The following is a 25723-nucleotide window of genomic DNA, read 5'->3' on the forward strand; positions in this document are numbered from 1 at the left end:
CGAGGCTAGCTCGCTTGCTCAGCGGCACCGATGAGGGTGCCGATCTAACGCCTAGGAGGGCGATTCCTGATGAAGCTGAACATCGACACCACGGGCAAGACGTTCACGGTCTGCCGGGCAGTGGAGGAGAAGCGAGAGCAGGGCGAGAAGGGGCGTCCGGGTCGTCAGAAGACGGACCGGAACACCGATGAGCTCCTGTGGACTGTCCAGGTGATGGTGCTCGACGTGTCGGGCGGCGAGGTGATCAACGTGACCCTGGCGGGCAACACTGCCCCGAAGGTGACCGTTGGCGCTGTCGTCGTGCCGGTCGAGTTGGAAGCCATCCCGTGGGCCACCAACGGGAAGAACGGTGTTGCGTACAAGGCGAAGGCCCTGAACGCCACCAACGCCAAGGCCTGATCTCCACACGTCCCGTGACTTCGTGCAACTGCTCAGTTAGAGGGGTAGTCATGTCGCAATCGATGGAACATCGAACCATCACAGCGAATCAAGCACGGTCCGAGTACGTGGCCAAGTGCAACGAAATCATCGAGATCGAACTGGTGATCGTCTTCTTGGACAAGGCAATCGCCGACAGCCTGAACCGGGCTGAACCGGTCGTTGCGATCAGCAACGACATTACGGCCGTCTACGCCTCGGAGGCGTTCTGGCAACTGCTCGATCTGTACCGCGAGGCTTGTGATCGTCGCCTCGATCTGTGCGCCGCACGCGACTACGCGTACGCGGTCTGGAAGTCGGCCTCGCCCGCGGAATCGGGTGGAGCCACCGTCGTTGACGCTTACGTGTCAACACCGCTCAGCTCCAACAGCTAGAAACCAAGAACGGCCCTCGAAAGGGCCGCTCCCTGGAACTGGACACGAAGTCGGGCTCTTGGCCTAGGAAACCTTTCCCGGCTTCGTGTCTCTCCTGACGCAACCCCCTATGAGGGAGGTCTTGTCATGCCCAAATCTACCCGTAAGCGCTCCTCTGGTCGAGCGCGCAGCACCGCACGCGGTGCGATCGAAACCATCACCCGGCCGAACCAGTCCTGGCCGGTCAAACTGCTGCTCACCGTCTGGCGCTGGCGCTGGGAACTCTACGTCCTGGCCGCGATCGCCTACATCGTCATCGCCCACGGCAGCGCGATCACCGGCTACTTCCAGTCGAACCCACTGTGGCTCAACGCCCTGTTAATCGTCGTCTTGTGCGGCTGGATCGTCACCGACAACCCTGCACGCCGGTTCGCCATGAACCGGATCTGGTGTGTCACCACCCGGCACCGCCTGCGCGCCTGCCTGATCGAGATGCGGGTCCTGAACTACTCAGGGAACCTGCCGTTCATCCTGGGCTGCTTTGCCACGAAGACCGGTCAGGTCGTCTGGCTGTGGATGCGTCCCGGACAGTCGGTCGAAGACCTCGACAACAAGGCCGAAAGCCTGGCGTCTGCCTGCTGGGCCAGCAAGGCCACCATCGCCCGGTCGAAGCGCAACGCCGCCATTGTGCGGATCGACATCGACCGTCGCGACCCCCTGGCGAAGACCATCGACTCGCCACTGCTCGAAGACACCAGCGGCGTGCCCGAAGCGGCCGTCGCCGACGACGCAGTCATGGCGTTCCTCACGCCCGACAACACAGACAGCGTCCCCGACGAGTTCACCACCGAAAGGCCGGCCAAAACCGGCACTGGTGAGACCCGTACTCGAACATCCAAGACCAAGACCACCGCTGCCGTGAACGACAGCCAGACGGTGATCTTGGGCGCCAACGGAGAAGACGTGTCCGACTATGTCTAGCTTCAAAGCCACTCGTTTCAAGGTGTTCCCCCGGCGCGAGCCGGGGGCCACCCCCGTACCCAAGGGTGCGCTCTCGATCTACAACCCGATCTACCTGGGCCTCGATACACGCGGCAAGCCCGTCTACGTGACCCTGATGTATCGCAATATCCTCATCGGCGGCGAACCCGGCGCGGGCAAGTCCGTAGCCCAAGGCAACATCGTCGCCCACGCCGCACTGTGTTCGGACGTGGACCTGGTCCTCATCGACGGCAAGATCGTCGAACTACTGCCGTACGCGCCCGTCGCGAAAGAGTTCGTCGGCAACGACATGCGCAAGGCACTGCGAGTCCTGCACACCCTGCAAGACGACCTCGATGAACGCTACCTGCACCTGGCCCGCACGGGCCGCAAGAAGATCGTCGATGGCGACGGCTTCCGCGCCAAGCTTCTGTGCATCGACGAGCTGGCGTACTTCACCGTCACCGTAGGCACCAAGGAACAGCAAGAAGAGTTCCGCGTCCTGGTGCGCGACATCGTCGCCCGTGGCCGCGCTGCGGGCATCATCACCGTCGCATCCACCCAGCGGCCATCCGCTGACATCGTCCCGACCTCGCTGCGGGACCTGTTCGGCTACCGGCTCGCGTTCCGGTGTGCGACCGATTCCAGCTCGGACATCATCCTCGGCACCGGCTGGGCCTCCCAAGGTCACACCGCCGTGGACATCGAACCCGAAGCCCTTGGCGTCGGACTGCTCCGCGCCGAAGGCGGATTCCCGCGCCGACTCAAGACGGCCTACCTCAACGACCGTCACGTTAACCAGATCGTCCGCCGCGCAGTACACCTCCGGAAGGCGGCATAACCCCATGATCATCGTCAAGCCTGTTCCCCCCGACGCCTTCACCAGCGTCCACGACAACGACGGCAACACCGGTTGGCTCCACGACTGCGGAGCCTTCGCCTACTCACCCAACCAACCCCGCCGCTGCGGCGTGTGCTGGTCAGCAGGCCGCACCAGCTGGGCACACAACGGCTCGTGGCAACGCGCCTACGTCATCCGGCAGACCTCCGAGGTGGCCTGATGACTTCCTACTACGACGCCAACGGCGGCGACCGCGAAGACCGCATCATCGTCGGCTACGACTTCACCGACAACTCCGTTGCCGGAATCAACCTTGCCTGCAACGGCGAAACCCCACTCGTCGCGATCGACCTCGGCGGGACTCCGATCGAGATCGAACTCATCACCGGCTCCGTCACCGCGATCAGCCAACTCATCGACGCGCTCTACGAAGCCCGACAACTCCTCGAAGACCACCAGGTCGACCACATCGCCGAGAACGTGACCCGCAACCAAGACGAGATCTACATCCCCACCGAGTGGACGGAGGACCAGCCATGAGCCGAATCCGAACCCTCGAAGAACTCGTCCGCAACCACCACCGACTGATCAGCAGCGCCATGCAGGCGTTATACGACGACGTTCTCTCACACGAGCGGTACAACCGCGAGGAAGACCCCAACGACGACGAGTACCTGTACTACGCCGCGGTCGTGTCGAACGACGTCTACGACCTCAAGATGCACATCGACGCAACCCTCTCGGTCTGGGACGGAAGCAAATGAGGCGCGCGGCAACGAAACGCCGCGTGACACGTAACTGTCAAGGCCAGCAGGCCATGCCGGTCGAACCATCAGACCTCCCACCAACAACAACCACGCCGGCCACAGAGCCGGTCACGAAGAAGGCCCCGTCCAAGAAGACGCACCGCTCCGAGCGAGCCGAGGACTGGGCACACACGAGAGTCGGCGACCCCTGGCCCTGCGACATCTGCGGACACAACGCCTTCATGCGCGATCCCTACACCGGTCGCCCCTGTCACCTGATCTGCGCCAAAACCCAAGCACACGAAAGGGGAGAGCAATGGTGACCACCTACCGAAGCAGCAAGTACCGCGTCACCAGCAGCACCCACCCGGAAGCCAAGATCACACGGCTCGCCGATCACGCATCGGTGTCACTTCGAGACGACGACGCAGACGATCTCGAACTCGAACTCGACTCACTCGAAAACACGTGGGCTCACGACAACGAACAGCGTGTTAGGTCCATCGACGGCATGCTCTCGGAGCACTTCTCTGGCGACGCTGCCAGCGGGAGCACACGATGACCATCGACCTCACGCCCGTGATCCAGGTTCCCGGCCAACTCGACCTGATCGATATGCCGGCCATTCCGGTCCCGGCTCCCGTGGTTGCTGCCAAGCCCGCGACCACGACCAAGCTCACCGGCCTGACCAACCACAACACCCAAGCGTTGTCTGGCATTACTGGTTGGACGGTCACGAAGACCACCGCCGTCTTTAACGGCACACCAACTGCCGCTCACAAGGCGGTCCAAGCCCACATGGACACCGTGCGGGCCTCCGAAGGTGGACGTGCTCACGGCTACACATCGCTGATTGCCGTACGCAACAAGCTGAAGGAACTCGGCACTGGCGGCAGCCACCCGGCCGTCTCGGTCACCATCAAACGAGCCAAGAAGGCCACTGCCGTTAACGGCTCGAAGACCCGGACCGGGTCACCGAAGGCTCGACTGACACGTAAGCGTCAAGACGAATACACCACCGCGGAACTGGTCTCCGCACTCGAAACCGCCTGGACGGCGATCCGGACCAACCACAAAGAGATCCCCGCCGTCGTCGTCATCGTCGGCTCCGGCACCGCCAGCAAACAAGCCAAATACGGACACTTCGCCGCCGCTCGTTGGCAGCACGGCGAACAAGCACTCGCCGAAGTCCTCATCTCCGGCGAAGGACTCAAACGACCCGTCGAAGAAGTCTTCACCACGCTGCTCCACGAAGCCGCACATGCTCTCGCCAACGTCCGCGAGATCAAAGACACCAGCCGTCAAGGTCGCTGGCACAACCAGAAGTTCGCCGCACTCGCCTCCGAACTCGGCCTCGACACCACCAAAGACGAACGCATCGGCTGGTCTCCCTGCACCCTCCGCAAGGAAACCGCGACCACCTACAAGAGCGTTCTCACCGAACTGAAGAAGGCGCTCATCGCCTACCGCCACCCCGAAATGGTGGCCGGCACCTCCAAGAAGAACAACAACAACGCCATCGCGTGCGCATGCCAATGCCCACGACGCATCCGCGTCGCCAAAGCAGTCCTCGAAGAAGGAGACATCACCTGCGGCGTCTGCGAATCCACCTTCGAACCCGACGAGTAACACCAAGCGAAACCACGGTTCGTTGCTGGCTCTCGCCTCCGGAATCCACGGGGTTCCGGAGACGGGGGTGAACACCGAACCACCCACCGACAACCAATACAGGAGGCATAGACCATGACCACCATCCACAACCTCGACCACCAGACCTACATCAACGCCTACGCCGAGGTCACCGTCTACCACGCCGTTGCCGACAGCACCTTTCTCTGCGACTGGGTCGCCAACGACCACCTGGACGGACACGACTGGTGCCCCACTGTCCTCGAACCCGGCGACGACTACACCGTCATCGCCGTCGACGGACACACCGAAGGCCGCTACTGCCCCGGCTGCGGATACCAACTCTTCGGCGCAGCCACCCTCGACCCCGCGCGACCCGGCAACAGCGGCCCCACCGCCGCGTGACACGTAACCGTCAACACCGGTCAACCGCAGATCTTTCCGCCCCGCCCCCACCAGCACCTCCGAAACCTTGCTGGCCGGCCAGCAAGATTTCCCGTCCACCGGCTCAACACCCGAGAGGAGGCCCCACAATGACGCACACGCAGAACGGCGCACCCGACGACACTGCCACAGCAATCGACGTACTCACCGGGCTCCTTGGCGGCATCGAACTCCTCTCCGTCCACGAACCCAAGTCCGGACGGAAGTTCATCCCCGGAACGGACAACAGCAACACCCCAACCACCGCCGTCGAACACGCCCTCCAGCGGGCAGCATCAACCGCGGACTACACCGCCTGGCTCGACCACACCGCCTCCGCAGGCGGCTGTGTCGCCCCCATCCGGCTACGCGGCGAATCCCATGTCGTCTCCGAACGCACCGGCCGCATCATCTCCACCCGGCACACCGACGACATGCCCGGACAGGTCATCTACAAAGCCTGCGGAAACCGCCGTGCCGCCGTCTGCCCGTCCTGTGCAGAGACCTACCGACGCGACACCTACCAGCTCGTTCTGGCAGGTCTCCAGGGCGGCAAGGGCATCCCTACGACGGTGGCTCAGCACCCGTCCGTGTTCGTCACCTTCACCGCCCCAACCTTCGGTCCTGTGCACGGCACCCGGGCGATCCGCGCTCGAGGTGGCCAGGTCCGCAACCGGCCTTGCCGACCTCGCCGCGAACGGGACATGTGCCCCCATGGTGTCGACCTGAGGTGCCACCAGACTCACCGCGACGGCGAGAAGATCCTCGGCACGCCGCTGTGCCTGGACTGCTACGACCACGACCACCAGGTCGTCTGGAACGCCCTGTCCGGCGAACTCTGGCGACGCACCATGGAACGCGCCAAAGACATCCTCCGCACCGAAGCCAAGAAGCACGGCGCGACCGTCAAGCTCTCCTACGGCAAGGTCGCCGAGCTCCAAGCGCGCGGCGTCGCCCACTTCCACGCCCTCATGCGCCTCGACGGAGTCGACCCACTCGACCCCAGCGTCATCGAGCCTCCAGCCTGCGCCGCGACCTTCACCATGCTTGCTGACGCGGTACGCCGCGCCGCCATCACCACCCGGTTCCACTCGCTGCCGCACCCCGACAACCCCGAGGGCTGGTTGATCTCCTGGGGAACCCAGCTCGACGTACGGGCGGTACGGCAAGCCGTCGACGGTGCTATCACCGACACCGCCGTCGCCGGGTACCTCGCCAAGTACGCCACCAAAGGTGCCGAAGCTACCGGACACTCCTCCGCACGCCTCACCGCCGCGACAGTCAACCGGTACGCCAACCAGTACAGCCACGCCGGCCGACTGGTCGACGCCTGCTGGCGACTCGGACACCCCGGCTCCGACCTCGACGAGCAAGAAGCCGCCAAGAACTCCGGACGCCTGTCCTACCGGCGACTCCGCAAGTGGGCACACATGCTCGGCTTCGGCGGCCACTTCTCCACCAAATCCCGCCAGTACTCCACCACCCTCAAAGCACTCCGCGAAGCCCGCGCCCACTGGCGACGCGACCACCACCGCACCCAAGACCACACCGACGACACCGAAACAACCCTCATCGTCGGCAATTTCACCTACGCCGGAACCGGCTGGAAAACCACCGGTGACGCGCTGCTCGCCAACACCGCAGCCGCCAAAGCTCGTGAGCACCGACGACTCGTGAAGGAATTACTCGCCGAGAACAACGACTGACACGTAACTGTCAAAGGAGGAATGAAGTGCCTGTGCCGAAGCATCGAGACGATCGGCTGTGGAGCATCGAGGACCTGTCCGAGTTCCTCGGCGTACCGGTGCCGACTCTGTACAAGTGGCGTACGACTGGATATGGCCCGAAAGGCGTTCGCATCGGTCGATACGTTCGCTACCAACAGGAAGTCGTTTACGGCTGGCTTAAGTCGCTCGACGGGGCTGCGTAGCTATGGCGAGAGAGCCGCTCCCCATCGGAACCTGGGGACAGATCCGAACGCACGAGGTGACCGACTCCAAGGGCCGCAAGGCACACCGCGCGATCGCGAATTTTCGGGACTTCAATGGCGAGATCGTTCGCGTCGAACGGCGCGGCAAGACCAAGGGCGCCGCCACATCGAAGTTGCAGAACGCCCTGCGGGAGCGTGCCAAGATGGGCAAAGCTGGTACGTGGACACCGAATCACCGCTTCAACGAGGTAGCCGACGCATGGGTCCAGGAGATTGACGAACTCGTGCAGGACGGCTCTCGCTCACCACGGACCGTGCAGAGCTACAAGTCGGTGTTGAAAAAGCACGTTCGTCCGGCACTCGGGGAACTTCGGCTCGCAGAGGTGACCACCGCTCGCGTGGACACGTTCATCCACAAGGTCAAGGCGAAATCCGGGGTCCCAACCGCCAAGCTCTGCAGGAGCGTGACGTCCGGCGTGATGGGTGTGGCTGTTCGGAGTGGACCACTTGACGCCAATCCCGTCCGCGAGATTCGACGGATCGAGAGTTCACGTAGAAAGAAGCTCGCCCGATCCCTGACCGTCGAGCAGGTCGAGTTGTGGCTCAAGTCAGTCTCAGAGAATGAGCGCGCTGTGAAGTCGGACATTCCCGACCTGAGTCTGTTCATGCTCAGTACCGGCGTCCGGATCGGCGAAGCTCTGGCACTCATCTGGGCCGACGTGGACCTGTCGGCTGGCGTGGTAGATATCGACTGGACGATTGGCCGGGTCACTGGGCAAGGCCTCGTCAGAGGCGTAACCAAATCTGAGGCCGGAGAGCGAACTCTTGGCCTTCCTGATCGGGCTCTTGACATGCTCCGTCGCAGATTCTCGGCAGGGGTCAAGCTCGATTGGCCGGTGTTCCCGAACAGCATCGGCGGATTTCGCGACCCAAACAACACGCTCCGGGATCTCCGCAAGGTGCGGGCCGACATCGAGTCGCTGGAGTGGGTCAAGTCACACAACTTCCGCAAGACGCTCGCGACCCTGCTGGACGATGCCGGCCATTCGGCACGGCAGATCGCGGACCAGCTCGGGCACAGCCGAGTCTCGATGACGCAGGACGGATACCTCGGTCGGAAGATCCGCAACGCCGGTGCCGTCGAAGCCCTCAACGCGGTGCTCGGTACTGGCCTCGCAGAAGAGCCGGACGGGCAAAAGGGTGGCAAAAGTGTGGGCTGAGGGAGTGGTCGCTGCGGTCATGTGTGCCCTGACCTGGGCATTTGGTAGGCCCCGTGGGACTCGAACCCACAACCCGCGGATTAAAAGTCCGCTGCTCTGCCAGTTGAGCTAGAGGCCCTCAGTTGGTGAGGGGAACAGTGTGTCAGGTTTGGGGTGGGATTGCTTGGGTGGGGTGTGACCCTGGGGGCGCTTACGCTGTGTAGTGGAGTTGGGGCAGGGTGAGACTGCTGATCCTCGGGGGAGGAACGCGTTGTGGGTTTTCGGATCGAGTTCGGGTGTGCTGATCTGGCTCGTACGACGATCGCGCGGGAGCCGGATCCGTTGTGGGAAGTGTTGCTCGGGATGCATATGGTGCAGACCGACGACGAGCCTGACTTGTTCGGGGCTTGGCGGCTGCGGACGCGGGCGCGGCTGACGGCGCTCGAGCGGGAATTGATGGTGCTGGCGCAGCCGGTCGGGTATTCGCCGGACTTTCTGACGCCGGCCGAGTCGGCGGACGGGTTGGACGCGGGGCTGGCGGCGGTCGCGGCGACGCCGCCGGAGCGGCTCGCGGCCGAGTTGAGCATCCTTGCTGAGCAGGTGCGGTTGCCGAACTGGACGCGGCGGCTCGCGGCCGGCGATCCCGACGTACTGGCGAAGCTCTGTCATGGGCTGAAGCATTTTCATCGGACGAACATCGCGCCGCTGATGCCGGTTATCAACGCAATGATCAGCCGGGATGTGAAGGTTCACAGCGATACCGTGACGACCGGCGGGTTCGAGTCGCTCGCGGGGACCTTGCATCCGGTGTTGCAGTGGCAGCCGCCGTACTTGCATGTCGATATGGGGCATATCGATCGCGAGCTGGACCTCGACGGACGCGGGTTGCGGCTGGTGCCGTCGTACTTCTGCTGGCGGCACCCGATCATGCCCGCCGACCCGAGCCTTCCGCCGGTGCTGGTCTATCCGGTGCAGCACGACCCGGCGTGGGCCGAGCCGATCGAGCAGTACGCCGATCCCGAGCGCGCCGTCGCGGATCTTCTCGGCCGGACGCGGGCAGCGGTACTGCGGACCATCTCGGCCGGCGCGTGCTCGACCAGCGAACTCGCGGCCCGCGCGGGGATCTCGCTGGCCTCCGCGAGCGAGCACGCACGCGTGCTGCATCGGACCGGGCTGGTGACGACACGGCGCGCGGGCGGCGCTGTGCGGCACACGATCAGCCCGATCGGCTCGCATCTGCTGTCGGGCGCCTATCACTGATCCATGGCCGGTAACGCACGGCAGGTCACAAAACCAACCCGGTCCGCCGTGAGCCCTCGCGCCCGCGTTCGGGATGGTGGTACAGATCAGAATTCGCCCGGGTCGTCCGGGCGCTGACAATCCCGCCGCCGGGGGGAACCGACGGCGGGTTGGGGGGAACACCGTGTCATTCATTCGTGCTGCGCTGATCGCGGCGGTCGGCGTACTCGCCGTTGGATGTGGAGCGGACTCGGGTACGACGGCCGGCCAGCCGGCCGCGATCGCCAGCGTCCACGTCACCACTACACCGCAACCATCGCCGGTCATCAGCCAACCCACGACCGCGCCCAAGCCGATCACCAAGGCCACACCGACACCGACACGGACGACCACGACCACGTCGAAGGAGGTCGTCGAGCTGCGCACCATCCCGTTCAAGAAGAGGACGGTCACCGACGACTCGCTCGCGAAGGGCGAGAAGATGATCCGCACCGCAGGCGTCAACGGCACGCGTCGACTGACCTACCGCGTGACGTTCGTGAACGGCGTACAGACGGCGAAACACCTGCTCAGGCAGGAGGTTGCCAAGGAGCCGCGTACGCAGATCACCGCCGTCGGTACGAAGGTCGACGAGCCGGAACAGTCCTCGGGCTGCGACCCGAACTACTCCGGCTGCGTCCCGATCGCCAGCGATGTTGACTGTTCAGGCGGCAGCGGCAACGGCCCGGAGTACGTCGAAGGTCCGATCGAGGTCATCGGCACCGACAAGTACCGCCTGGACGCCGATCACGACGGAATCGCCTGCGAAGACTAAGCCGTCGCGAAGGCCAGAACGTCGCGGTGACTAAGCCGTCGCGACGACCTGGAGGTCGAGGACCACGGTCGGGCCGACAAGTGCCGTGGTGAACGCGTTCCAGTTCACCCGCCAACGGGCGCGCTCGATCGTCACCGTGGCAGCGAAGGCGACGCCGTCGTCGGTGCCGGTCAGTTCGAACGGCACCGTCACCGGATGCGTCACGCCTCGGATCGTCAGGTCTCCCGTCACGTCGAACGTCGTCGAGCCGACCTGCTCGACCTTCGTCGAGACGAAGGTAATGATCGGGTACGTCGCCGCGCCGAGAAAGTCCCTGCGGAGTTGGGCATCGCGCCGTTCATTGCCGGTCTCGAGGCTCTCCGCCCGGATCGTGAGCTGCGCACTCGACCTGCTCGGCTCGTCGCCGTCGAGGTGCACGGCGCCTTCGAACAGGTCGAACCGCCCGCGCACCCGGGTGGCCATCCGGTGGCGCGCGACGAATCCGATCCGTGTCCGCCCGGTGTCGAGCACGTAATCCCCATTGAGCTCGCTCAGTCGCGTCGTAGTGGTCATGCCGGGTACGACGAGACAGCGAGTCGAAGTGTCAGCCGATGACCCCCGTGGTGATACGTCGCGGAGTGATGTCGAACATCGAGTCCTCGGGGGGATCGGCCAGGTACGCCGCGCGGAACTCCTCCGGCAGGTACTTCTCCACCATCGCGTTGAGCAGATCGGGGCTCAGCGGAAGCAGCCGGGCCACACCTTGCATATTGAGGTACTTCGCGGTTGGTCCGTCGGCTGTCTGGACCGAGAGCGACAACTCGCCCGACCCCTCGCGGTGCAGCCTCGCCTTCTTCGACTTCGCCGGCGTCATCACCTGGAATCTGTTCTCTCCGGGCAGGTGATGGAACCACACCGGCGTCACATGCGGCGACCAGCCTGGATCGTCGATCGCCAGCACAGCAACAAGCGGCTGCGCGAGAAACTCCGCGGCTTCGTCGTCGTCCATCGTGCGAAAACCCATGCTTCCTCCACTTCTCTCGTCGACATGGACCCTGCCACTACCCACCGACAGTTACCGGGATTCGGCACGTTGTCGGCCAGGAGTAGTACGACCAAGGTCCGATGGTCGGTGCCCGTCGTGGCACGTGAGCATCGAGGCATGACAACTGATGAGCAGAACAGCGTGAACCAGCAGAGCGTTCGGGCGAGTGGAGTGGGGTCGCGGAGGTACCTCGCCTGGGCGGGTGCGGCTGTGATCGTCCTCGGGGCGACGGCCGGCATCGGCACCGCAGCCTGGTCGGTCGATGACAAAGCCGGGCAGCACCACCGGATCACTGAGTCTGGCGGCGACAACGGCGGTCTGCGTACGCCGTCCTCGCCCCGGACCACCGAAGCCGGCGACGACAACGGCCGGCCGGTCAAGCACGTGGAGCCCGGCGACGACAACGGCGGCCCGCGCGCACTCACCGAGCGCGGGGATGACAAGGGCAGTCAGCGCGCGCACACCGAACCCGGCGACGACAAAGGTGGCCTGCGCGCACACCCCGAACCCGGCGACGACACAGGCGGTCGGCACGCACACACCGAGCCCAGGGACGACAAAGGCGGCCTGCGCGCACACGCCGAGCGCGGGGATAACAAGGGCGGTCAGCGCGCGCACACCGAACCCGGCGACGACAAAGGCGGCCTGCGTACGCCGTCCTCGCACCGGACCAGCGAAGCCGGCGACGACAACGGACGGCCGGTCACGCACATCGAGCCCAACGACGACAAAGGCGGTCAGCACGCACGCACCGAACCCGGCAACGACAGAGGCGGGCATGGCGAGCGGCGGTCGGGATCGGCGTCGGACGACGGGGTGGGACACCGGTAGTCGGGGCAGAACGGACTGTCGATTTAGGATCGGGCTACATCGGCGGAGGGACTGGGGTGCTGACATACGAGCTGACTTCGCGTGATCTGGCGGAGGTGCGGTTTGCGGTGTCGCCGGTCGCGGAGATGGTGTTGTCGCTGCGCGCGCTGCGGGAGCCGGGCCGGTTCCCGTTGCAGCTGGGCTGGATCAGGGCGGTCCAGCCTCGCGTCGCGGAGCTCGACTGGGACGTACTGCGGTGGCTCGTCAACGACACGATGGGAAGCCCCGACTTCCTGACACCACGGCCGACCTCCCCGCTCACCCAGCTCGCCGACGAGCTGCAGGTAATCGCCAATGTGGACCGTGAAACGTTCGAGCGGCAGGTCGTCGCAGTGAACGGTGAGCTCCCGCCAGACCTGACCATCGACAAGGTCATCGAGGCACTCCATCAGTACTGGGACGCCATGATGGCGCCGTACTGGGACCGGATGCGCACTCTGCTCTCGGCCGACATCAGCTACCGCGGCCACGTCCTGACCCAGCACGGGACCGGCGCCATGCTCAACGGACTGGCACCCGCGATCACCTACGCAGACGGACTGCTCAAGGTAGACCGCGTAGCAGCCGTGAGCCGGACCGAAGCTGTCGACGGCCGCGGACTCGTGCTGCAGCCGAGCCTGTTCGGACCGCACGCGGTGATCCCGTTCGACCCCGGAGCCGACCCGATACTGGGCTACCCGCCACGCGGCCAAGCCAACCTGTGGTCAGTCGTCGAGCCGCCCTCACAGCAAGATCTGGCCCAGTTGATCGGTACGCCTCGCGCGCACATTCTCGAGCTGCTGACGCATCCGCGCACTACGACCGACCTGGCCGGCGAGCTGAAAGTGACGCCGTCGGCCGTGAGCCAGCATCTGCAACTGCTCCGCCGTACCGGTCTGGTCGAGCCGCAACGCACCGGCAAACAGGTGCTGTACCGCCCGACCGAACTCGCCGCCCTCCTGACCGGAGCCGAGCTCGCCTGACGGGAACAGCCCTCAGCTGACAGGAGCAGCCGTCAGCTGACGGGAGCAGAGCCAAGCTGAGCTGTTGACACCGCGATCACCCACAGCGATAGTACAAATCGATTTGCATCACGTCGTGGCAGCCGACGTCTCACCTACACCGCCCTGATTCAAGGAGTCGGCATGAGACGTAGTCTTGCCATCGTTCTCGGAGTTCTCCTCCTCTGCTTCGGCACCATCGGCACCACAGTCCCGGCCCACGCGGCGACCCTCGCCCTCGCTCCCCTCACCCTCGGCAACGTGTTCACCGACGGCCAGCAGGTGAAGATCGGCCTCAGCACCGATGCGTCCTCGGTGACGTGGTCGGCGGCCGACGTCAACGGCATCGTCGTCGCCACCGGCAGCCAGGCCGCCGCGAGCACGCTGCAGGTCTCGGTCACCACCCGCGGCTGGTACAAGCTGACCGTCCAGGCCGGCACAGTCAGCGCACAAACGACCTTCGCCATCCTCAGCCCGCTCAATACGGCGTCGATCGCCGGCCTCACCACCAACCGGGTCGGCGATTTCGAGAACACCGCAGAAGGCTGGACCTTCTACCCAGGCAGCGAATTCCCTGGCGCTACGGGAAGCTTCGCACTCGACACCACCGACAACCACTCCGGCACCGGCTCAGGCAAACTGTCCGGAAACTTCAGCGCCGGCGGTGCCTACGTCAGCGTCAACCGCACCCTCCCGTCGGTCAACGCATCCAGCGTCAGCTTCTGGGCCAAGTCCCCGAACCTGTCTTTCCTCACCTTCCGCATCACCGACTCCACCGGCCAGGTCCATCAGCAGCGCCTAACGTTGTCTGGGGCAACTGATTGGCAGCCGCTCAGCGTCACCCGGTTCGACGGCGGTAAGCAGTACGGCCACTTCGGCGGCGCCAACGACGGCGTCTGGCACGGTCCCGCCAAGGGCCTCGAGATCGTTCTCGACAAGGGTGCGATCACCGGCGCGACGAGCAGCAGCGTGAGCCTCGACGACTTCACCCTCAACGCCCTGTCGACCAAGCCGACGACACCCCTCGGCGACTACGAGAGCGCGGCGGAAGGCTGGTCGTTCTATCCCGGCAGCGAGTTCCCCGGCGCGACCGGCAACCTCACCTACGACACGACGGGTCCGCAGTCCGGCGCGCAGTCCGCGAAGCTCTCTGGTGACTTCACGGGCGGCGGCAACTACGTCGCGATCCAGCGCAACCTCGTCCCGATCAACCTGACCGCGCTCAGCCTCTGGGTGAAGACGAGTCAGTTGTCAGCCATCGGTCTCCGGCTGACCGATGCGACCGGCCAGGTCCACCAGCAACGGCTCACTCTGTCCGGCTCCACGGCGTGGCAGCAGCTCAATGTCACCACCTTCAACGGAGGCACCGCCTACCTGCACTTCGGCGGCGCCGACGACGGCGTCTGGCACGGTCCCGCCAAGGCGATCATGCTCACGCTGGACAAGAGCCTGATCATCGGCGGCGGCACGACGGCCTCCGTCAACGTCGATGCGGTCGCCGCAACCACGCCCGCGTCGTACAACGGGGTCGGCACGCACTTCGCCGGCTCTTGGGCGCCTGACCTCATCCCGTTGGTAAGCCAGGCCGGTGCTCGAACGGCGAGAGATGAGGCGTACTGGTCCGCCGCCGAGACAACCGCCGGCACGTACGCGTTCCCGGCCAAGGTCACCACGTACCTGCAGTCCTACCAGTCGAACGGTCTCGACCCGCTCATGGTCGCGGACTACGGCAACTGCCTCTACGACTGCCCCGATCAGCTCTTCAACGCGCCGTACACCGACGCCGGCCGGACCGCGTTCGCCAACTACGCCAACGCGCTCGCGAACCAGTACCCGCAGATCCACAACCTGGCGGTGTGGAACGAGTGGGACGTCAATGCAGCCGGTCCGGCCAACAAATCCCCCGACAGTTACCTCGCACTGCTCAAAGCGACGTACACGAAGCTGAAGGCCACCCATCCCGCTCTCACCATCGTCGGCGGCGGTGATACCGACGTGACGCAGCAGGACTGGTTCACGACCTTCTGCCAGCTGGGCGGTTTGAAGTACCTCGACGTCGTGTCCATCCACCCGTACAACTTCCTGCACGCGCCCGAGAGTCTCGGTACCGCGATCGATCAGGTGCGCGCGACGATCCGGCAGTACAACGGAGGCGTCGACAAGCCGATCTGGATCACCGAGGCGGGCTGGTACACCGGCTCCGGCAGCGCGGTACCGGTCGACGAGCCCACGCAGGCGATGTACATGGCGCGCGAGATGCTCAACGTTCCCGGACACGATGTCGACCGGTTCTACATGTACGACTTCAAGAACGACGGCATCGATCCGGCCGCGGCGGAGAACAACTTCGGGCTCGTGCACAACGAGGCCGACGCGCTCGGGAAGTACACGCCCAAGCCGTCGTACGTCGCCTATGCGACAGCCGCACGTCAGCTCCGCGGCGCGACGTTCCTCGGCAAGGAGAACCCGGGCAACGGCCTGATCGACCAGGTCTACGCGGCGAACGACGGTACGCCGTTCCGCGCGATCTGGGCCGCGTCCGGATCCAACTCGACGGTGACGGTCAACGCGACCGGCCCCGTCCAGGTCACGAGCCTCTACGGCCTGTCCAGCACGATGACACCCAACGCGAACGGCCAGATCACCGTCACGGTAGGCGTCTGGCCGACGTACATCTCGGGCTCGACCGTGACGTCGGTCACCGCGCCCTAGGCGGATTCCCGCGGTACGACGGAAGGCGCGAACAGAATGCGCTGCGGCAGGCTGGAAGCCGTCCCCTCCAGCCTGCCCAGCAGAACCCGGCCGACCGCGCGACCCTGCTCGCGCGGATCGCCCGCGATCGTGGTCAGCGACGGCGAGATCAGCGCTGCCGCCTCGATGTCGTCGAAACCCATCACAGCAAGGTCATCAGGCACACGAAGGCCGCGGGCGCGGGCGACATCGAGGGCGCCGATCGCGACCATGTCGTTCGTGCAGAGCACGGCCCGCGGCGGTTTGCGCAGTTCGAGCAACTTCTGCAGGCCCGCAGCACCGCCGGCTCGGGAGAACTCCTCGCGGACGACCAACTGACTGTTGAACCGCAGCCCGGCCGAGGTCAGCGCACGACGGTAGCCCTTCACACGATCGGCAGGCGGCCCGTCGCCCGAAGGACCAGTGATGAACGCGATCCGGTGATAGCCACGGCCGATCAAGTACCGCGTAGCGATTTCCCCCGCCGCGAGATCATCGGAGGTCAGTACGTCGATCCCCACCGACGCTCGACGCCCGCCCATCAGCGCCACCGGGATCCCCGCCTCGACGGCAGCCGCGACATCACCCGCCTTGCTGTAGTAGCCGGCGAACACGATCGCGTCGACACTGCGAGTCACCATCCGCGCGACCAGATCCTTCTCGGCCGACGGCGAGCCGTCGGTGTTGCCGATCAGCACCTGGTACCCGGGCTCGCTGACCACGTCGAGCAGCCCGCGCGCGACCGACGGGTAGAACGGGTTGGTGATGTCCGGCACGATCAGCGCGATCGTCTGCGTCCGCTGCATCCGCAGGCTGCGCGCGAGCTGGTTCGGCTCCCACCCAAGCTCGTCCATCACCGACCGCACCCGAGCCCGGGTCACCTCCGACACATGCCGCCGCCCGGACACCACATGGGAAACCGTCGTCGGACTGACCCCTGCCCGAGCCGCCACGTCCGAGATCGCAACCCGCTTCGCCAAGACGCTCCCCTCCCCAGGCACTTTTGGTCACGATAACTGCCCCTTGCCACCAGGGCGCTATAGTCGAGAGGTCCGCGGGAGCTCGCAGGGAGTGGGCTGAGAGGGTGACTGTCCCGTCACCGACCGCTGAACCTGAATCGGGTAATTCCGGCGTAGGGAGGAAGCGCGATGGAATCCGTCTGGGTGAACGGTACGGCGGTTGACGTGCCGGCCGGCAAGTCCGTGGCCGAGTTGATCACGGAGTACTCCGATCGCACCACGGGGATCGCGGTCGCGGTGAATCAGAACGTGCTGACCAAGGCCGAGTGGGCGCAGACCGCGTTGCAGCCCGGTGACCGGGTCGAGATCGTCAGCGCGACGCAGGGAGGCTGACATGGATGACCCACTGGAGCTCGGCGGGCGGACGTACACGTCCCGACTGATCATGGGGACCGGCGGTTCGGCCAACCTGGAAGTGATGGAGGAGGCATTGATTGCCTCCGGCACCCAGTTGACCACGGTCGCGATGCGCCGCCTCGGCACGGGGCACGAGGGCTCGGTGCTCGACGTGCTCAAGAAGCACAGCATCGACGTACTGCCGAACACGGCCGGCTGTCACACCGCCGCCGAGGCTGTGCTGACCGCGAAGCTGGCGCGGGAGGCGCTGGAGACCAACCTGATCAAGGTCGAGGTCGTCGCCGACGATCACCTGCTGCTGCCCGACCCGTTCGAGCTGCTCGATGCCGTGGAAGCCTTGGTGGCGGACGGTTTCACCGTGCTGCCGTACACGAACGACGACCCGATCCTCGCGCGCCGGCTCGAGCAGGCCGGCTGTGCGGCCGTCATGCCGTTGGCCGCGCCGATCGGTTCGGCGCTCGGGATCCGCAACCCGCACAACATCGCGCTGATCGCGGAGGCGGCCGAGGTGCCGGTCATCGTCGACGCCGGGATCGGTACGGCGAGCGACGCCGCACTCGCGATGGAGCTCGGATGCGACGCGGTTATGCTCGCGACCCCGGTCACCCGTGCGGAGAAGCCTGCCCTGATGGCCGCCGCGATGCGTGACGCCGTCTCCGCGGGACGAGCCGCACGCCTCGCCGGCCGGGTCCCTCGCCGTTGGCAATCCGCGCTGGCGTCGTCGCCTACAACTGGTCTGCCAACGACTCAGCCTCGGCCAGGTCCACCGGTCGATCCAGCAGGAGCGCGGTGAGCGACAGCGCCACCTCCTGGTTGGGTTGCAGCGTGAGTGGACTGTCCCAGGCGAGCGCTGGGCACGCACCGACGTACGAGTCGGTGCGAAGGAACCACCGCCGTACGTCATCGGGCTGCATCAGCAACACAGTCACGTCGCCCTGGACGAAGGCCAGCCACGGACTCGTCGAACCGAACGCCGCGTCGAGGCCTTCACCATCAGCTGAGAGCAGCGTCGTCTCGGCCACAGGCAGTCGCCAGAAGATACCGCCGTACGCGGCGCCTTCTCGACCGGCCGTGGTCGGGTTCTCGAGCTGCACCGATCCGTAGCGCGCGGTCAGGACGCTCTGCCAGTCGAGTCGCCAGCCGCCGGCAGCGAGCTCTCCGGCGAGACGACGGCGTTCGACCAGCTGCGGTCGGCCTTGTTCGTCGTACCAGGTGATGTCGTCGATCAGCTCGTGCTCGGTGGCCGTCACCCCGCGGCTGCGTTGCTGGCCGTGGTTGGTCAGCAGGGTCGGGCCCTGGCCGCGGACGTACGTCCGGCCGCCCCAGTGCGACGTGCCGTTGACGACCGGTACGGCGAGCGAGACGCCGTAGTGATGCCGGTGATCGACCGGGCTGACCTCGGTCAACGGGTGGCCGCCGAGCGTACGGACCGGGTGCAGGTACGGCCGCGGCGCGTGCACTTGCGGCATTCTCCGCCCGAACTCATACCGCGCCAGCATCCCGGAATCGCTCCCGAACGCGAAGATGTCGCCCTGCTGCTGCCACGCGAGCCGGCCACGCGCAGTACCGCCACGCAACCGCGGCTGCTGCGGCACCGGCCCGGTGCTCGCACGCACCGCCAGCCGTAGCTCAGGTACGTCGTCCGCGTCGCCGTTCGGTGCAGCGATCGACGCGTGCAACCGCCGCCACGCCAGCTCCCCGAGGTCCTTCTGCGGCACGCGAACCGTCGTCAGCGACGGTACGGCGAACCGCGCCAGCCCGATGTCATCCATCCCGGTCACGGAAAGATCAGCCGGTACGGCGACACCGACCTCGTTGAGCCTGGCCAGCAAACCGAATGCGACCAGGTCGTTGAACGCGACCACCGCGGTCACGTGCGACTCGAGGACCCGCTCAACCGCGGCGTACCCGTCCTCGATCGACCGCCCACACTCGAGCCGGACAAGGTCCAGCCCCGGGATCTCCCGCTCGGCGACCTCGAGAGCCCGCAGCCGAAGCGTGTTCGACGCACTCGCCGCCGGCCCCGCCAGGAACGCCAGCCGCCGATGCCCCAGCCCGACCAGATGATCGACGACGATCCGGACGGCGCGGCCGTAGTCGACCACCACCGACGAGACATCCGCCGGGCCTTGCCTGTTGACGAGGACGACCGGCTGCACCTGTGGCAACAGTTCGAGCAGCGCCTCCTCGTCCAACCGCGGCGAGACCATGATCAGCGCGTCGCACCGCCGCCGCGCCTCGATCGCGATCGCGGCCTCGGCGGCCGGGTCCTCGTCGGTCTCGGCGACCAGCACCCGGTACCCGGCCGCGGCGGACGCGTTCGTGATGCCGCGAAGGATCTGCTGGAACAGCGGGTTGCCCAGATCGGGGACCACCAGCGCGACCATGTTCGTCCGGCCGAGGGACAGGCTGCGGGCCAGGTCGCTGGGCCGGTAGTTCAGCTGGTCCGCGGCCGCGCGTACCCGGGCGACGATCTCGGGTGCGACACTGAGCCGGCCGTTCATCACCCGGGACACGGTGGCCCGCGACACCTCCGCCAGCCGCGCGACGTCTGCGATCGTGATCGAGTCCTTCGGTGTCCGGCCCACCCTCGTATCCTCTCCTGACGGAAACCGGTTTCTCAACCCTTGCCGGGGTATATCTGGTGCATGAGCAAGCTGGAGTATCCGCGCGCAGTTGGAGTTGCCCCAGGCAACGGTTACAGCCATGTCGTGACCGGTCACGGGCAGTGGGTGGCGATCGCCGGACAGGTCGCCCTGGACCCCGACGGGAAGCTCGTCGGCGTCGGTGATCCCGGCGCCCAGGCCGAGCAGGTGTTCGCGAACCTGGAGCGCTGTCTGGCCGGCGCCGGCGCGACCTTCGAGGACATCGCGAAGATGACGATCTTCGTCACCGACATGGCGCACATGCCGGCGATCCGCGCAGTGCGCGACAGGTACATCCCCGGCACCAAACCGGCCGCCTCCGCCGTACAGGTGGCCGCTTTGTTCAACCCCGACGTCCTCCTCGAGATCGAAGCCTTCGCGATCGTCTAACGCAGCAGATCGACGGCCAGGCGGGCCGCCTCGCCGATCGCGGCGTCCACGCGTGGCTGGCGGATGTCGCCCCGCGCGGCGAGCGTGAAGACCGCGATCGCGTACGCCGTACCGCCCGGCAGTGTGACCACGCCGACCTCGTGCCGCAACGCCCCGAACGTCCCCGTCTTCCCTGCGACGCGTACGCCGTCGTGCGGGAAGCCGGAGGCCAACCGGTGCAGGAACACCTGCCGATGCATCGTCGCCTTGACGAACTCGGTCTGCTCCGGCGACAGCAACTCCCCTGCCCACAGCCGCCGCAGCAACAGCGTCATGTCGCGGGCGCTGGCCGCCGACGCGTTCGCCGCTTCGTAAACCCCAGCAGGATCGGTCTGATCGTTGTCGGCCAGTACGGCGAGGGCCGCATCCGGATCGTTCTTTCGGGTACGGCGTTGCAGATCACGCAGATTGCCCGCGGTACCGCGGCGTACCCAGGTCCTTTGCAGACCGAAGGACTTGAGCAGCTCGGCCAACCGCTGGAGCCTGACGACATCCAGGAGCGCATCCGCGGACGCGTTGTCGGACAGCGTCATCATCGAGAGCGCGAGGTCTCGCAGCGATGCCGTGACCGGATCCGCGAAGGTGGACAATCCGGTGGGTCCGCTGGTCTTCGTGGACGGGTCGAGCGTGAGCTGCTGCCGCGGATCGATCTCGCCGAGATCGACGAGCCGGCAGAAGCCGGCCAGCAACGGAAGCTTGTACACCGAGGCGAGCGGCACGATGCCGTCCGCGTCAACCTCGACCGTCGACTCGGGCTCGTCGAGCGCGACCGCGTGCAGCCAGCCGCGTACGCCGGCGTCCTCGAAGACCGCGCGGATGCGGGCGTTCACGATGCCACCAATGCTTCCGTCAGTTGCGCCATCACGTCGTTCGGCCGGAGGAACGGCGTACGCGTCCTCGACCACACGAGTCTCAGCCGCAACGGCAGCGGATCGTCGGCCAGTCTGTGGCGGGTCACACCGGGCGCGGTCAAGGCGGGGTCGGCGGTCACCACGATCGCCTGGCCCGCCGCGGCCATCGCCAGCCCGGCTCGCTCATCGGTGACGACGACCGTGCCGCCGGTGGGTCGATGCAAGGCGAGCGTGTCCAGGAAGAGGTCGCGGGCCGCCGGAGCCTCCGTCCGCGGGCGGATCGCTACCGGCAACCCTTTGAGCTGCCGCAACCCGACGACCTCGTCGTCCACGAACCCGGCCGGCGCGAGCACCCAGGTCGGAAGCAGCGAGACCGGGCCGGCCTCCAGACCATCCAGTACTACGGGATGCAGTACGGCGGCCAGCGTCAGCCGGCCCGTGTTGACCTGGTTGATCAGTGAGCTCGTCGAGGCGGTGACGACTGTGACCCGGCTACCCGGGATCACCGCGCCGGACGCGGCGGCCACGGCAGCACCGGCTGAGGGTGGGACCTCGGGCGCCAGACCGAGCCGGATCTCCGGCCCCTCGGGATCGCGGTCGACCGCGGCCTGGTGCAGCTCCTCGATCGAGGTCAGCGCTCGGCGTGCATACGGCAGGAGCGCGGCTCCGGCAGGAGTCAGCTCGACCCGTCCGGCCCCGCGCTCGAACAGCTTGGCGCCGACGAGAGCCTCGAGGCGACGCAGGCCCTGGGACAGCGGCGGCTGGGTGATGCCGACGACCCGGGCCGCGTCGCCGAAGTGCTGCTCCTCGGCGAGCGCGATGAAAATCTGCAGATGCCTCTCAGTCAGCATGACTGTACTAATTGCCGCGACTCCGTCGCGGCGGGTCATGGGGCTGAAACTCCCGGCCTTCCCTCGTCGCTCCGGTCGCTTCGCTCCCTCCGCTCCTCAGTCCAGGCCGGGAGGCCCCATGACCGGACTGACCTGCGGTGATATCTCCAGACAATCGCCTCATGCCTGAGAGCATATTCGACACCCGCTGCTGCGCTCGCCTTGACTGACGGTCCAGGACGACCAGAGGAGACAGCGTGAAGGTAAGTCGGAGAGGGATGCTGACCGGCGCGGCGGCGGTTGGAGCAGCTGCGGTCGGGGCGGCCGGTGTGGTCGGGCTCGAAGGCCGGAGTGAGGCAGCGACGGCGCCGACAGTGCCGACGGGGCCGGCAGGCAAGCGTGAGCCGGTGGAACTGACCTGGTTCGGGACACACGCGTGGCAGCTCAGGTGCGGCAAGAGCGTCGTACTGACCGATCCGTGGCTGACCCGGTTCAAGACCGGGACGTTCACGCCGGAAGGTGCGGACCCGAAGACGAAGCTGGTGATCAAGCCCGAGGTGATCGACAAGCACCTGACCACGGCCGACGCGATCCTGGTCCATCACGGGCACTACGACCACATGGCCGACGTGCCGTATGTCGCGGAGAAGACGCAGGCGACCGTGCTGTGCACCGAGACGCACGCCAACCTGCTGCGTGCGATGCGGACGCCGAACGAGTTGCTCTCACCTGTCCGCGGCGGCGAGTACCTGCCGTTCGACGGCTTCTCGATCGAGGTGTTCCCGTCGCTGCACTCCTGCAGCGGCAAGCGGCACACGTACGCGTACCCGGGCTACCGGTACGACGTACCGCAGCGTCCGCGCGTGATCGAGGACCTGGTCGAGGGCGGCACGCTCGCGTTCGTGATCACGATCGGCGGCCTGCGCATCCTCAGCCTGAGTACGGCGAACTTCGACCCGAACGCGTTGCGCGATCTGCAGGTCGACGTGGTCTTCGCGGCCCCCGGCGGCGAACCGGGAATCACAGACCGCCTGCTGCAGACCGTCAAGCCGGTCCGCAAGGTGATCGCGACCCATTGGGACGACTTCGACAAGCCGCTCGACGACCCCGGCATCCCCTGGACCGACCTGGCCCCGCTTCGCCAGTCGGTGGAGCGAACCGGCGCCGAGTTCGTCGTCCTCGATCACCTGCAGAAGGTCACGCTTTGACGCGGTAGTGGTACCGCGAGACGGTCCGGAAGCCGAGGTTGTCGTAGAGGGTGCGGGCGGGGATGTTGTCTTCCAGCACGCTCAGCCAGACCCATCTGGCTGTTGCCGCCTGCAACAAACCGCGGATGACGGCGGAGGCAAGGCCCTGGCGCCGGAAGCGTTCGTCGACGGCCAGGCAGTAGAGACCGGCGGTGTCGTCGACGAGAGCCAGCCGGCCGATCGCCTTCACCTGTTCACCGTCGGGGATGCTCGCGTAGAGAGCCTTGCCGCGGGCAAGGATCTGCTCGGCGGTGGTCCGGCTGGCCGCGCCGCCGCGGCCGTCGACGCTCCACCAGCAGTCCATCCAGGCGGCGGACGGGGACGTGGAAATATTCACCTCGTCCGCCGTGACGGGCAGCTTCGCGAGTACGTCGGGGAGCGCCGCGCACTGCACCAGCGTGGGGTTGCGCACCGCATACCCACGGGCTTCGAGGTGGACGTCGAGGTCGCTCGGCTGGACCGCCGGGCTGATCTGGAACGACGGCGTGATGTCATGCGCGCGATACAGGTTTTCGACGTAATCCAAGGCTCTGTGGACATCGAACGGCGCGTTGGCGGGCAGCACCGAATTGGCTCGCAGGGTGACGCCTGCGTTGCGGCGGACCAGCCAGCCGTCCAGCTCGGTGTTGTCGGCGGCGGGCCAGGCCTGGTTCATGAGCGAGTCCATGCGAGCTTCGGCGATCACTCCACCAAGAGTAGAACCGCCCGGATCGAATTGCAACCAACTGGATATTTATTCATCATCCGCGCACCGCCGCGATCGTGTCCGCGAGCAGTTCGATGCCCTCGACAACTTCTTTCTGGGCGAGCGAGCCGTACCCGAAGACCAGCCCGGCCGGCCCCGATCCGCCCACCCAGTACGGCGCCAACCCGTATACGCCGAGCCCGCGCTCCAGCGCCGCCGCCCGCACCGCGTCCTCGGTGAGGTCGGGCGGCAGGAACGTCATCACGTGCAGACCGGCCGAGACCCCGACCGGCTCGAGCTCCGGGATCCGCGCCGCAAGTTCGTCGACGAGCGTGTCCCGCAACAGCCGGTACCGCGGCCGCATCCGCCGCAGGTGCCGGTCGAACTCACCCCGCGCCACGAAGTCCGCGAAGGCCAGCTGATCGAACACCGGCGACCCGCGGTCGTCCATCAGCTTCGCCTGCGCCATCGGCTCGACCAGCCAGGCCGGCAGGATCAGCCAGCCCAGCCGCAGCCCGGGCGCAAGCGTCTTGCTCGCCGTTCCGGCGTACGCCACGCGCTCCGGCGCCAGCCCCTGCATCGCGCCGATCGGCTCGCGATCGTAGCGGTACTCCGCGTCGTAGTCGTCCTCGATCACCAGCCCGTCGCGCCGGGTCGCCCATGCCACCAGCGCCGCCCGCGTCTCGGCCGAGGTCACCGCACCGGTCGGGAATTGATGGGCAGCCGTCACCAGCACCACATCGGCACCGGACCTCTCGAGCGCCTCGACATCGACCCCCGATTCGAGGACCGGTACGCCGATTGTCTCGAGCCCCGCCGCCGCGGCGACCTCACGCAGGTCGTTGTCGGACGGGTCCTCGACAGCCAGTCGCTTGTACCCCTGCGCCGCCAGCACCTGCAGCAGCAGCCGTGATCCTTGCGCGAACCCGTTGCAGACCAGCATGTTCTCCGGGCGCGCCGCGGTACCGCGGACTCGATTGAGGTAGTCGGCGAGCGAAGTACGCAGCTCGACCGTGCCGCGACCGTCGAGGTACGCGAGGCTGCGGTACGGCGTCTCGTTCAGCACCCGGCGTATCGATCGGAGCCAAGCGGCGCGGGGGAACTGCGAGACGTCCGGCCGGCTGTAGCGGAAGTCGATCCGTGGAGGACCGCTCGCGGACCTCAGCGCAGCCGTCGGCTCGACCACGGCGATGTCCGCAACCTGCGTGTACCCGCCACCCCGGCTGACCAGGTACCCCTCGGCGACGAGTTGCTGATAGGCCTCGACGACCACGCCGCGGGACAGCCCCAGGTCCTGCGCGAGCGCGCGGGTGGACGGCATCACCGTGTCCGGCCGCAGCAGACCGGCCCGGATCCGCGTCCGGATCCCGCTCTCCAACTGCTGATGCAGCGGTACGCCGTTGTCGCGCTGCAGCTCGACCAGGAGTTCTCCGGTCCCGGAACTGGTCCTCATTCGGCTCACA

The 25723-nt window shown here is 66.4% G+C and carries 30 protein-coding genes, 1 tRNA gene and 1 riboswitch; of the genes, 22 read left to right on the forward strand and 9 right to left on the reverse strand.

Features of this window, described 5'->3' with window-relative positions:
* The first annotated feature begins 69 nt into the window (after nucleotides 1-69).
* The 13 genes from EV653_RS22960 (at nucleotide 70) to EV653_RS23020 (ending at nucleotide 8561) form a co-directional block, all read left to right on the forward strand.
* Entirely contained in the window at nucleotides 70-399 is a 330-nt protein-coding gene (locus tag EV653_RS22960; protein WP_134105763.1) for a hypothetical protein, read from the forward strand.
* 50 nt (nucleotides 400-449) lie between these two features.
* Nucleotides 450-812, forward strand: a complete 363-nt coding sequence (locus tag EV653_RS22965) for a hypothetical protein (RefSeq protein ID WP_134105764.1) — start codon at nucleotides 450-452, stop codon at nucleotides 810-812.
* Between the two features lie 126 nt (nucleotides 813-938).
* Nucleotides 939-1772: a hypothetical protein gene (locus tag EV653_RS22970; protein WP_134105765.1), complete on the forward strand. Its 834-nt coding sequence runs from the start codon at nucleotides 939-941 to the stop codon at nucleotides 1770-1772.
* Nucleotides 1765-2613: an FtsK/SpoIIIE domain-containing protein gene (locus EV653_RS22975; protein WP_134105766.1), complete on the forward strand. Its 849-nt coding sequence runs from the start codon at nucleotides 1765-1767 to the stop codon at nucleotides 2611-2613. Before EV653_RS22970 ends, EV653_RS22975 begins: the two co-directional genes overlap by 8 nt.
* 4 nt (nucleotides 2614-2617) lie before the next feature.
* Entirely contained in the window at nucleotides 2618-2833 is a 216-nt protein-coding gene (locus EV653_RS22980; RefSeq protein ID WP_134105767.1) for a hypothetical protein, read from the forward strand.
* Nucleotides 2833-3153, forward strand: coding sequence for a hypothetical protein (locus EV653_RS22985; RefSeq protein WP_134105768.1), 321 nt, complete (start codon nucleotides 2833-2835; stop codon nucleotides 3151-3153). The genes EV653_RS22980 and EV653_RS22985 overlap by 1 nt, the downstream gene beginning before the upstream one ends.
* A complete protein-coding gene (locus tag EV653_RS22990; RefSeq protein ID WP_134105769.1) occupies nucleotides 3150-3377 on the forward strand; it encodes a hypothetical protein in 228 nt (75 codons plus the stop codon). Before EV653_RS22985 ends, EV653_RS22990 begins: the two co-directional genes overlap by 4 nt.
* A gap of 298 nt (nucleotides 3378-3675) precedes the next feature.
* Nucleotides 3676-3921 (forward strand): hypothetical protein, encoded by a 246-nt coding sequence (locus EV653_RS22995; RefSeq protein ID WP_134105770.1) that lies wholly within the window; start codon nucleotides 3676-3678, stop codon nucleotides 3919-3921.
* Entirely contained in the window at nucleotides 3918-4988 is a 1071-nt protein-coding gene (locus EV653_RS23000; RefSeq protein ID WP_134105771.1) for a hypothetical protein, read from the forward strand. The genes EV653_RS22995 and EV653_RS23000 overlap by 4 nt, the downstream gene beginning before the upstream one ends.
* Nucleotides 4989-5102: 114 nt before the next feature.
* On the forward strand, nucleotides 5103-5393 hold the full coding sequence (locus EV653_RS23005; protein ID WP_134105772.1) for a hypothetical protein: 291 nt from the start codon (nucleotides 5103-5105) through the stop codon (nucleotides 5391-5393).
* Between the two features lie 128 nt (nucleotides 5394-5521).
* Nucleotides 5522-7117, forward strand: coding sequence for a replication initiator (locus EV653_RS23010; protein ID WP_134105773.1), 1596 nt, complete (start codon nucleotides 5522-5524; stop codon nucleotides 7115-7117).
* A 32-nt stretch (nucleotides 7118-7149) separates the two neighbouring features.
* Nucleotides 7150-7341, forward strand: a complete 192-nt coding sequence (locus EV653_RS23015) for a helix-turn-helix transcriptional regulator (RefSeq protein ID WP_238159973.1) — start codon at nucleotides 7150-7152, stop codon at nucleotides 7339-7341.
* A 56-nt stretch (nucleotides 7342-7397) separates the two neighbouring features.
* Nucleotides 7398-8561, forward strand: a complete 1164-nt coding sequence (locus EV653_RS23020; protein WP_238159974.1) for a tyrosine-type recombinase/integrase — start codon at nucleotides 7398-7400, stop codon at nucleotides 8559-8561.
* Between the two features lie 42 nt (nucleotides 8562-8603).
* On the opposite strand, the gene EV653_RS23025 is transcribed toward EV653_RS23020, so the two are convergent.
* Nucleotides 8604-8679: transfer RNA gene (locus EV653_RS23025), tRNA-Lys, on the reverse strand.
* A gap of 134 nt (nucleotides 8680-8813) precedes the next feature.
* Here EV653_RS23025 and EV653_RS23030 point away from each other — a divergent pair.
* Together EV653_RS23030 and EV653_RS23035 are read left to right on the forward strand one after the other, a co-directional pair.
* On the forward strand, nucleotides 8814-9800 hold the full coding sequence (locus EV653_RS23030) for an ArsR/SmtB family transcription factor (protein ID WP_134105776.1): 987 nt from the start codon (nucleotides 8814-8816) through the stop codon (nucleotides 9798-9800).
* A 163-nt stretch (nucleotides 9801-9963) separates the two neighbouring features.
* Nucleotides 9964-10593, forward strand: a complete 630-nt coding sequence (locus EV653_RS23035) for a G5 domain-containing protein (protein WP_166679520.1) — start codon at nucleotides 9964-9966, stop codon at nucleotides 10591-10593.
* Between the two features lie 30 nt (nucleotides 10594-10623).
* On the opposite strand, the gene EV653_RS23040 is transcribed toward EV653_RS23035, so the two are convergent.
* Together EV653_RS23040 and EV653_RS23045 are read right to left on the reverse strand one after the other, a co-directional pair.
* The gene (locus EV653_RS23040) at nucleotides 10624-11145 is read right to left on the reverse strand and encodes a YceI family protein (protein WP_134105778.1); all 522 of its coding nucleotides are present in this window, start codon (nucleotides 11143-11145) and stop codon (nucleotides 10624-10626) included.
* 31 nt (nucleotides 11146-11176) lie between these two features.
* Nucleotides 11177-11596: a pyridoxamine 5'-phosphate oxidase family protein gene (locus EV653_RS23045; protein ID WP_134105779.1), complete on the reverse strand. Its 420-nt coding sequence runs from the start codon at nucleotides 11594-11596 to the stop codon at nucleotides 11177-11179.
* A gap of 138 nt (nucleotides 11597-11734) precedes the next feature.
* On the opposite strand from EV653_RS23045, the gene EV653_RS23050 reads away from it, so the two are divergent.
* The 3 genes from EV653_RS23050 (at nucleotide 11735) to EV653_RS23060 (ending at nucleotide 16179) form a co-directional block, all read left to right on the forward strand.
* Nucleotides 11735-12448 carry a hypothetical protein gene (locus EV653_RS23050; RefSeq protein ID WP_134105780.1) on the forward strand — a complete coding sequence of 238 codons (714 nt, stop codon included), beginning with the start codon at nucleotides 11735-11737 and terminating at the stop codon, nucleotides 12446-12448.
* A gap of 56 nt (nucleotides 12449-12504) precedes the next feature.
* Nucleotides 12505-13449, forward strand: coding sequence for an ArsR/SmtB family transcription factor (locus EV653_RS23055; protein WP_134105781.1), 945 nt, complete (start codon nucleotides 12505-12507; stop codon nucleotides 13447-13449).
* Nucleotides 13450-13611: 162 nt separating this feature from the next.
* Nucleotides 13612-16179 carry a glycosyl hydrolase gene (locus EV653_RS23060; protein ID WP_134105782.1) on the forward strand — a complete coding sequence of 856 codons (2568 nt, stop codon included), beginning with the start codon at nucleotides 13612-13614 and terminating at the stop codon, nucleotides 16177-16179.
* Here the strand turns inward: EV653_RS23060 and EV653_RS23065 are convergent.
* Nucleotides 16176-17177: a LacI family DNA-binding transcriptional regulator gene (locus tag EV653_RS23065; protein ID WP_166679521.1), complete on the reverse strand. Its 1002-nt coding sequence runs from the start codon at nucleotides 17175-17177 to the stop codon at nucleotides 16176-16178. The two genes, EV653_RS23060 and EV653_RS23065, sit on opposite strands and share 4 nt — an antisense overlap.
* Before the next feature lie 64 nt (nucleotides 17178-17241).
* A riboswitch (TPP riboswitch) is annotated at nucleotides 17242-17353 on the forward strand.
* Between EV653_RS23065 and thiS the strand changes: the two genes are divergently transcribed.
* The gene (thiS, locus tag EV653_RS23070; RefSeq protein ID WP_134105784.1) at nucleotides 17346-17549 is read left to right on the forward strand and encodes a sulfur carrier protein ThiS; all 204 of its coding nucleotides are present in this window, start codon (nucleotides 17346-17348) and stop codon (nucleotides 17547-17549) included. (Overlaps the previous riboswitch by 8 nt.)
* Nucleotide 17550: 1 nt before the next feature.
* A complete protein-coding gene (locus tag EV653_RS23075) occupies nucleotides 17551-18366 on the forward strand; it encodes a thiazole synthase (protein WP_134105785.1) in 816 nt (271 codons plus the stop codon).
* Here the strand turns inward: EV653_RS23075 and EV653_RS23080 are convergent.
* Nucleotides 18299-20161, reverse strand: a complete 1863-nt coding sequence (locus tag EV653_RS23080; RefSeq protein WP_238159975.1) for a DUF6807 family protein — start codon at nucleotides 20159-20161, stop codon at nucleotides 18299-18301. The two genes, EV653_RS23075 and EV653_RS23080, sit on opposite strands and share 68 nt — an antisense overlap.
* A 60-nt stretch (nucleotides 20162-20221) precedes the next feature.
* Between EV653_RS23080 and EV653_RS23085 the strand changes: the two genes are divergently transcribed.
* The gene (locus EV653_RS23085) at nucleotides 20222-20608 is read left to right on the forward strand and encodes a RidA family protein (protein WP_134105787.1); all 387 of its coding nucleotides are present in this window, start codon (nucleotides 20222-20224) and stop codon (nucleotides 20606-20608) included.
* Here EV653_RS23085 and EV653_RS23090 read toward each other — a convergent pair.
* Nucleotides 20605-21477: a serine hydrolase gene (locus EV653_RS23090; RefSeq protein ID WP_134105788.1), complete on the reverse strand. Its 873-nt coding sequence runs from the start codon at nucleotides 21475-21477 to the stop codon at nucleotides 20605-20607. The two genes, EV653_RS23085 and EV653_RS23090, sit on opposite strands and share 4 nt — an antisense overlap.
* Nucleotides 21474-22349, reverse strand: a complete 876-nt coding sequence (locus tag EV653_RS23095; protein ID WP_134105789.1) for a LysR family transcriptional regulator — start codon at nucleotides 22347-22349, stop codon at nucleotides 21474-21476. The genes EV653_RS23090 and EV653_RS23095 overlap by 4 nt, the downstream gene beginning before the upstream one ends.
* Nucleotides 22350-22585: 236 nt before the next feature.
* On the opposite strand from EV653_RS23095, the gene EV653_RS23100 reads away from it, so the two are divergent.
* Nucleotides 22586-23536 (forward strand): MBL fold metallo-hydrolase, encoded by a 951-nt coding sequence (locus tag EV653_RS23100; protein ID WP_238159976.1) that lies wholly within the window; start codon nucleotides 22586-22588, stop codon nucleotides 23534-23536.
* On the opposite strand, the gene EV653_RS23105 is transcribed toward EV653_RS23100, so the two are convergent.
* Both EV653_RS23105 and pdxR read right to left on the reverse strand, forming a co-directional pair.
* Nucleotides 23526-24260, reverse strand: coding sequence for a GNAT family N-acetyltransferase (locus EV653_RS23105; protein ID WP_134105790.1), 735 nt, complete (start codon nucleotides 24258-24260; stop codon nucleotides 23526-23528). The genes EV653_RS23100 and EV653_RS23105 overlap by 11 nt on opposite strands.
* A gap of 55 nt (nucleotides 24261-24315) precedes the next feature.
* Nucleotides 24316-25713 (reverse strand): MocR-like pyridoxine biosynthesis transcription factor PdxR, encoded by a 1398-nt coding sequence (gene pdxR, locus EV653_RS23110; protein WP_238159979.1) that lies wholly within the window; start codon nucleotides 25711-25713, stop codon nucleotides 24316-24318.
* Nucleotides 25714-25723 lie beyond the last annotated feature (10 nt).

The organism is Kribbella pratensis, assembly GCF_004365355.1.
GTDB lineage: Bacteria > Actinomycetota > Actinomycetes > Propionibacteriales > Kribbellaceae > Kribbella.

Excerpts from the sequence above, each read along its gene's own strand:
- pdxR (WP_238159979.1), bottom strand. The coding sequence starts at position 25,713 with ATGAGGACCAGTTCCGGGACCGGAGAACTCCTGGTCGAGCTGCAGCGC.
- EV653_RS22965 (WP_134105764.1), top strand. The coding sequence starts at position 450 with ATGTCGCAATCGATGGAACATCGAACCATCACAGCGAATCAAGCACGG.
- EV653_RS22960 (WP_134105763.1), top strand. The coding sequence starts at position 70 with ATGAAGCTGAACATCGACACCACGGGCAAGACGTTCACGGTCTGCCGG.
- EV653_RS22995 (WP_134105770.1), top strand. The coding sequence starts at position 3,676 with ATGGTGACCACCTACCGAAGCAGCAAGTACCGCGTCACCAGCAGCACC.
- EV653_RS23095 (WP_134105789.1), bottom strand. The coding sequence starts at position 22,349 with ATGCTGACTGAGAGGCATCTGCAGATTTTCATCGCGCTCGCCGAGGAG.
- EV653_RS23040 (WP_134105778.1), bottom strand. The coding sequence starts at position 11,145 with ATGACCACTACGACGCGACTGAGCGAGCTCAATGGGGATTACGTGCTC.
- EV653_RS22980 (WP_134105767.1), top strand. The coding sequence starts at position 2,618 with ATGATCATCGTCAAGCCTGTTCCCCCCGACGCCTTCACCAGCGTCCAC.
- EV653_RS22975 (WP_134105766.1), top strand. The coding sequence starts at position 1,765 with ATGTCTAGCTTCAAAGCCACTCGTTTCAAGGTGTTCCCCCGGCGCGAG.
- EV653_RS22985 (WP_134105768.1), top strand. The coding sequence starts at position 2,833 with ATGACTTCCTACTACGACGCCAACGGCGGCGACCGCGAAGACCGCATC.
- thiS (WP_134105784.1), top strand. The coding sequence starts at position 17,346 with ATGGAATCCGTCTGGGTGAACGGTACGGCGGTTGACGTGCCGGCCGGC.
- EV653_RS23085 (WP_134105787.1), top strand. The coding sequence starts at position 20,222 with ATGAGCAAGCTGGAGTATCCGCGCGCAGTTGGAGTTGCCCCAGGCAAC.
- EV653_RS23000 (WP_134105771.1), top strand. The coding sequence starts at position 3,918 with ATGACCATCGACCTCACGCCCGTGATCCAGGTTCCCGGCCAACTCGAC.
- EV653_RS23075 (WP_134105785.1), top strand. The coding sequence starts at position 17,551 with ATGGATGACCCACTGGAGCTCGGCGGGCGGACGTACACGTCCCGACTG.
- EV653_RS23060 (WP_134105782.1), top strand. The coding sequence starts at position 13,612 with ATGAGACGTAGTCTTGCCATCGTTCTCGGAGTTCTCCTCCTCTGCTTC.
- EV653_RS23010 (WP_134105773.1), top strand. The coding sequence starts at position 5,522 with ATGACGCACACGCAGAACGGCGCACCCGACGACACTGCCACAGCAATC.
- EV653_RS23045 (WP_134105779.1), bottom strand. The coding sequence starts at position 11,596 with ATGGGTTTTCGCACGATGGACGACGACGAAGCCGCGGAGTTTCTCGCG.
- EV653_RS23050 (WP_134105780.1), top strand. The coding sequence starts at position 11,735 with ATGACAACTGATGAGCAGAACAGCGTGAACCAGCAGAGCGTTCGGGCG.
- EV653_RS22970 (WP_134105765.1), top strand. The coding sequence starts at position 939 with ATGCCCAAATCTACCCGTAAGCGCTCCTCTGGTCGAGCGCGCAGCACC.
- EV653_RS22990 (WP_134105769.1), top strand. The coding sequence starts at position 3,150 with ATGAGCCGAATCCGAACCCTCGAAGAACTCGTCCGCAACCACCACCGA.
- EV653_RS23005 (WP_134105772.1), top strand. The coding sequence starts at position 5,103 with ATGACCACCATCCACAACCTCGACCACCAGACCTACATCAACGCCTAC.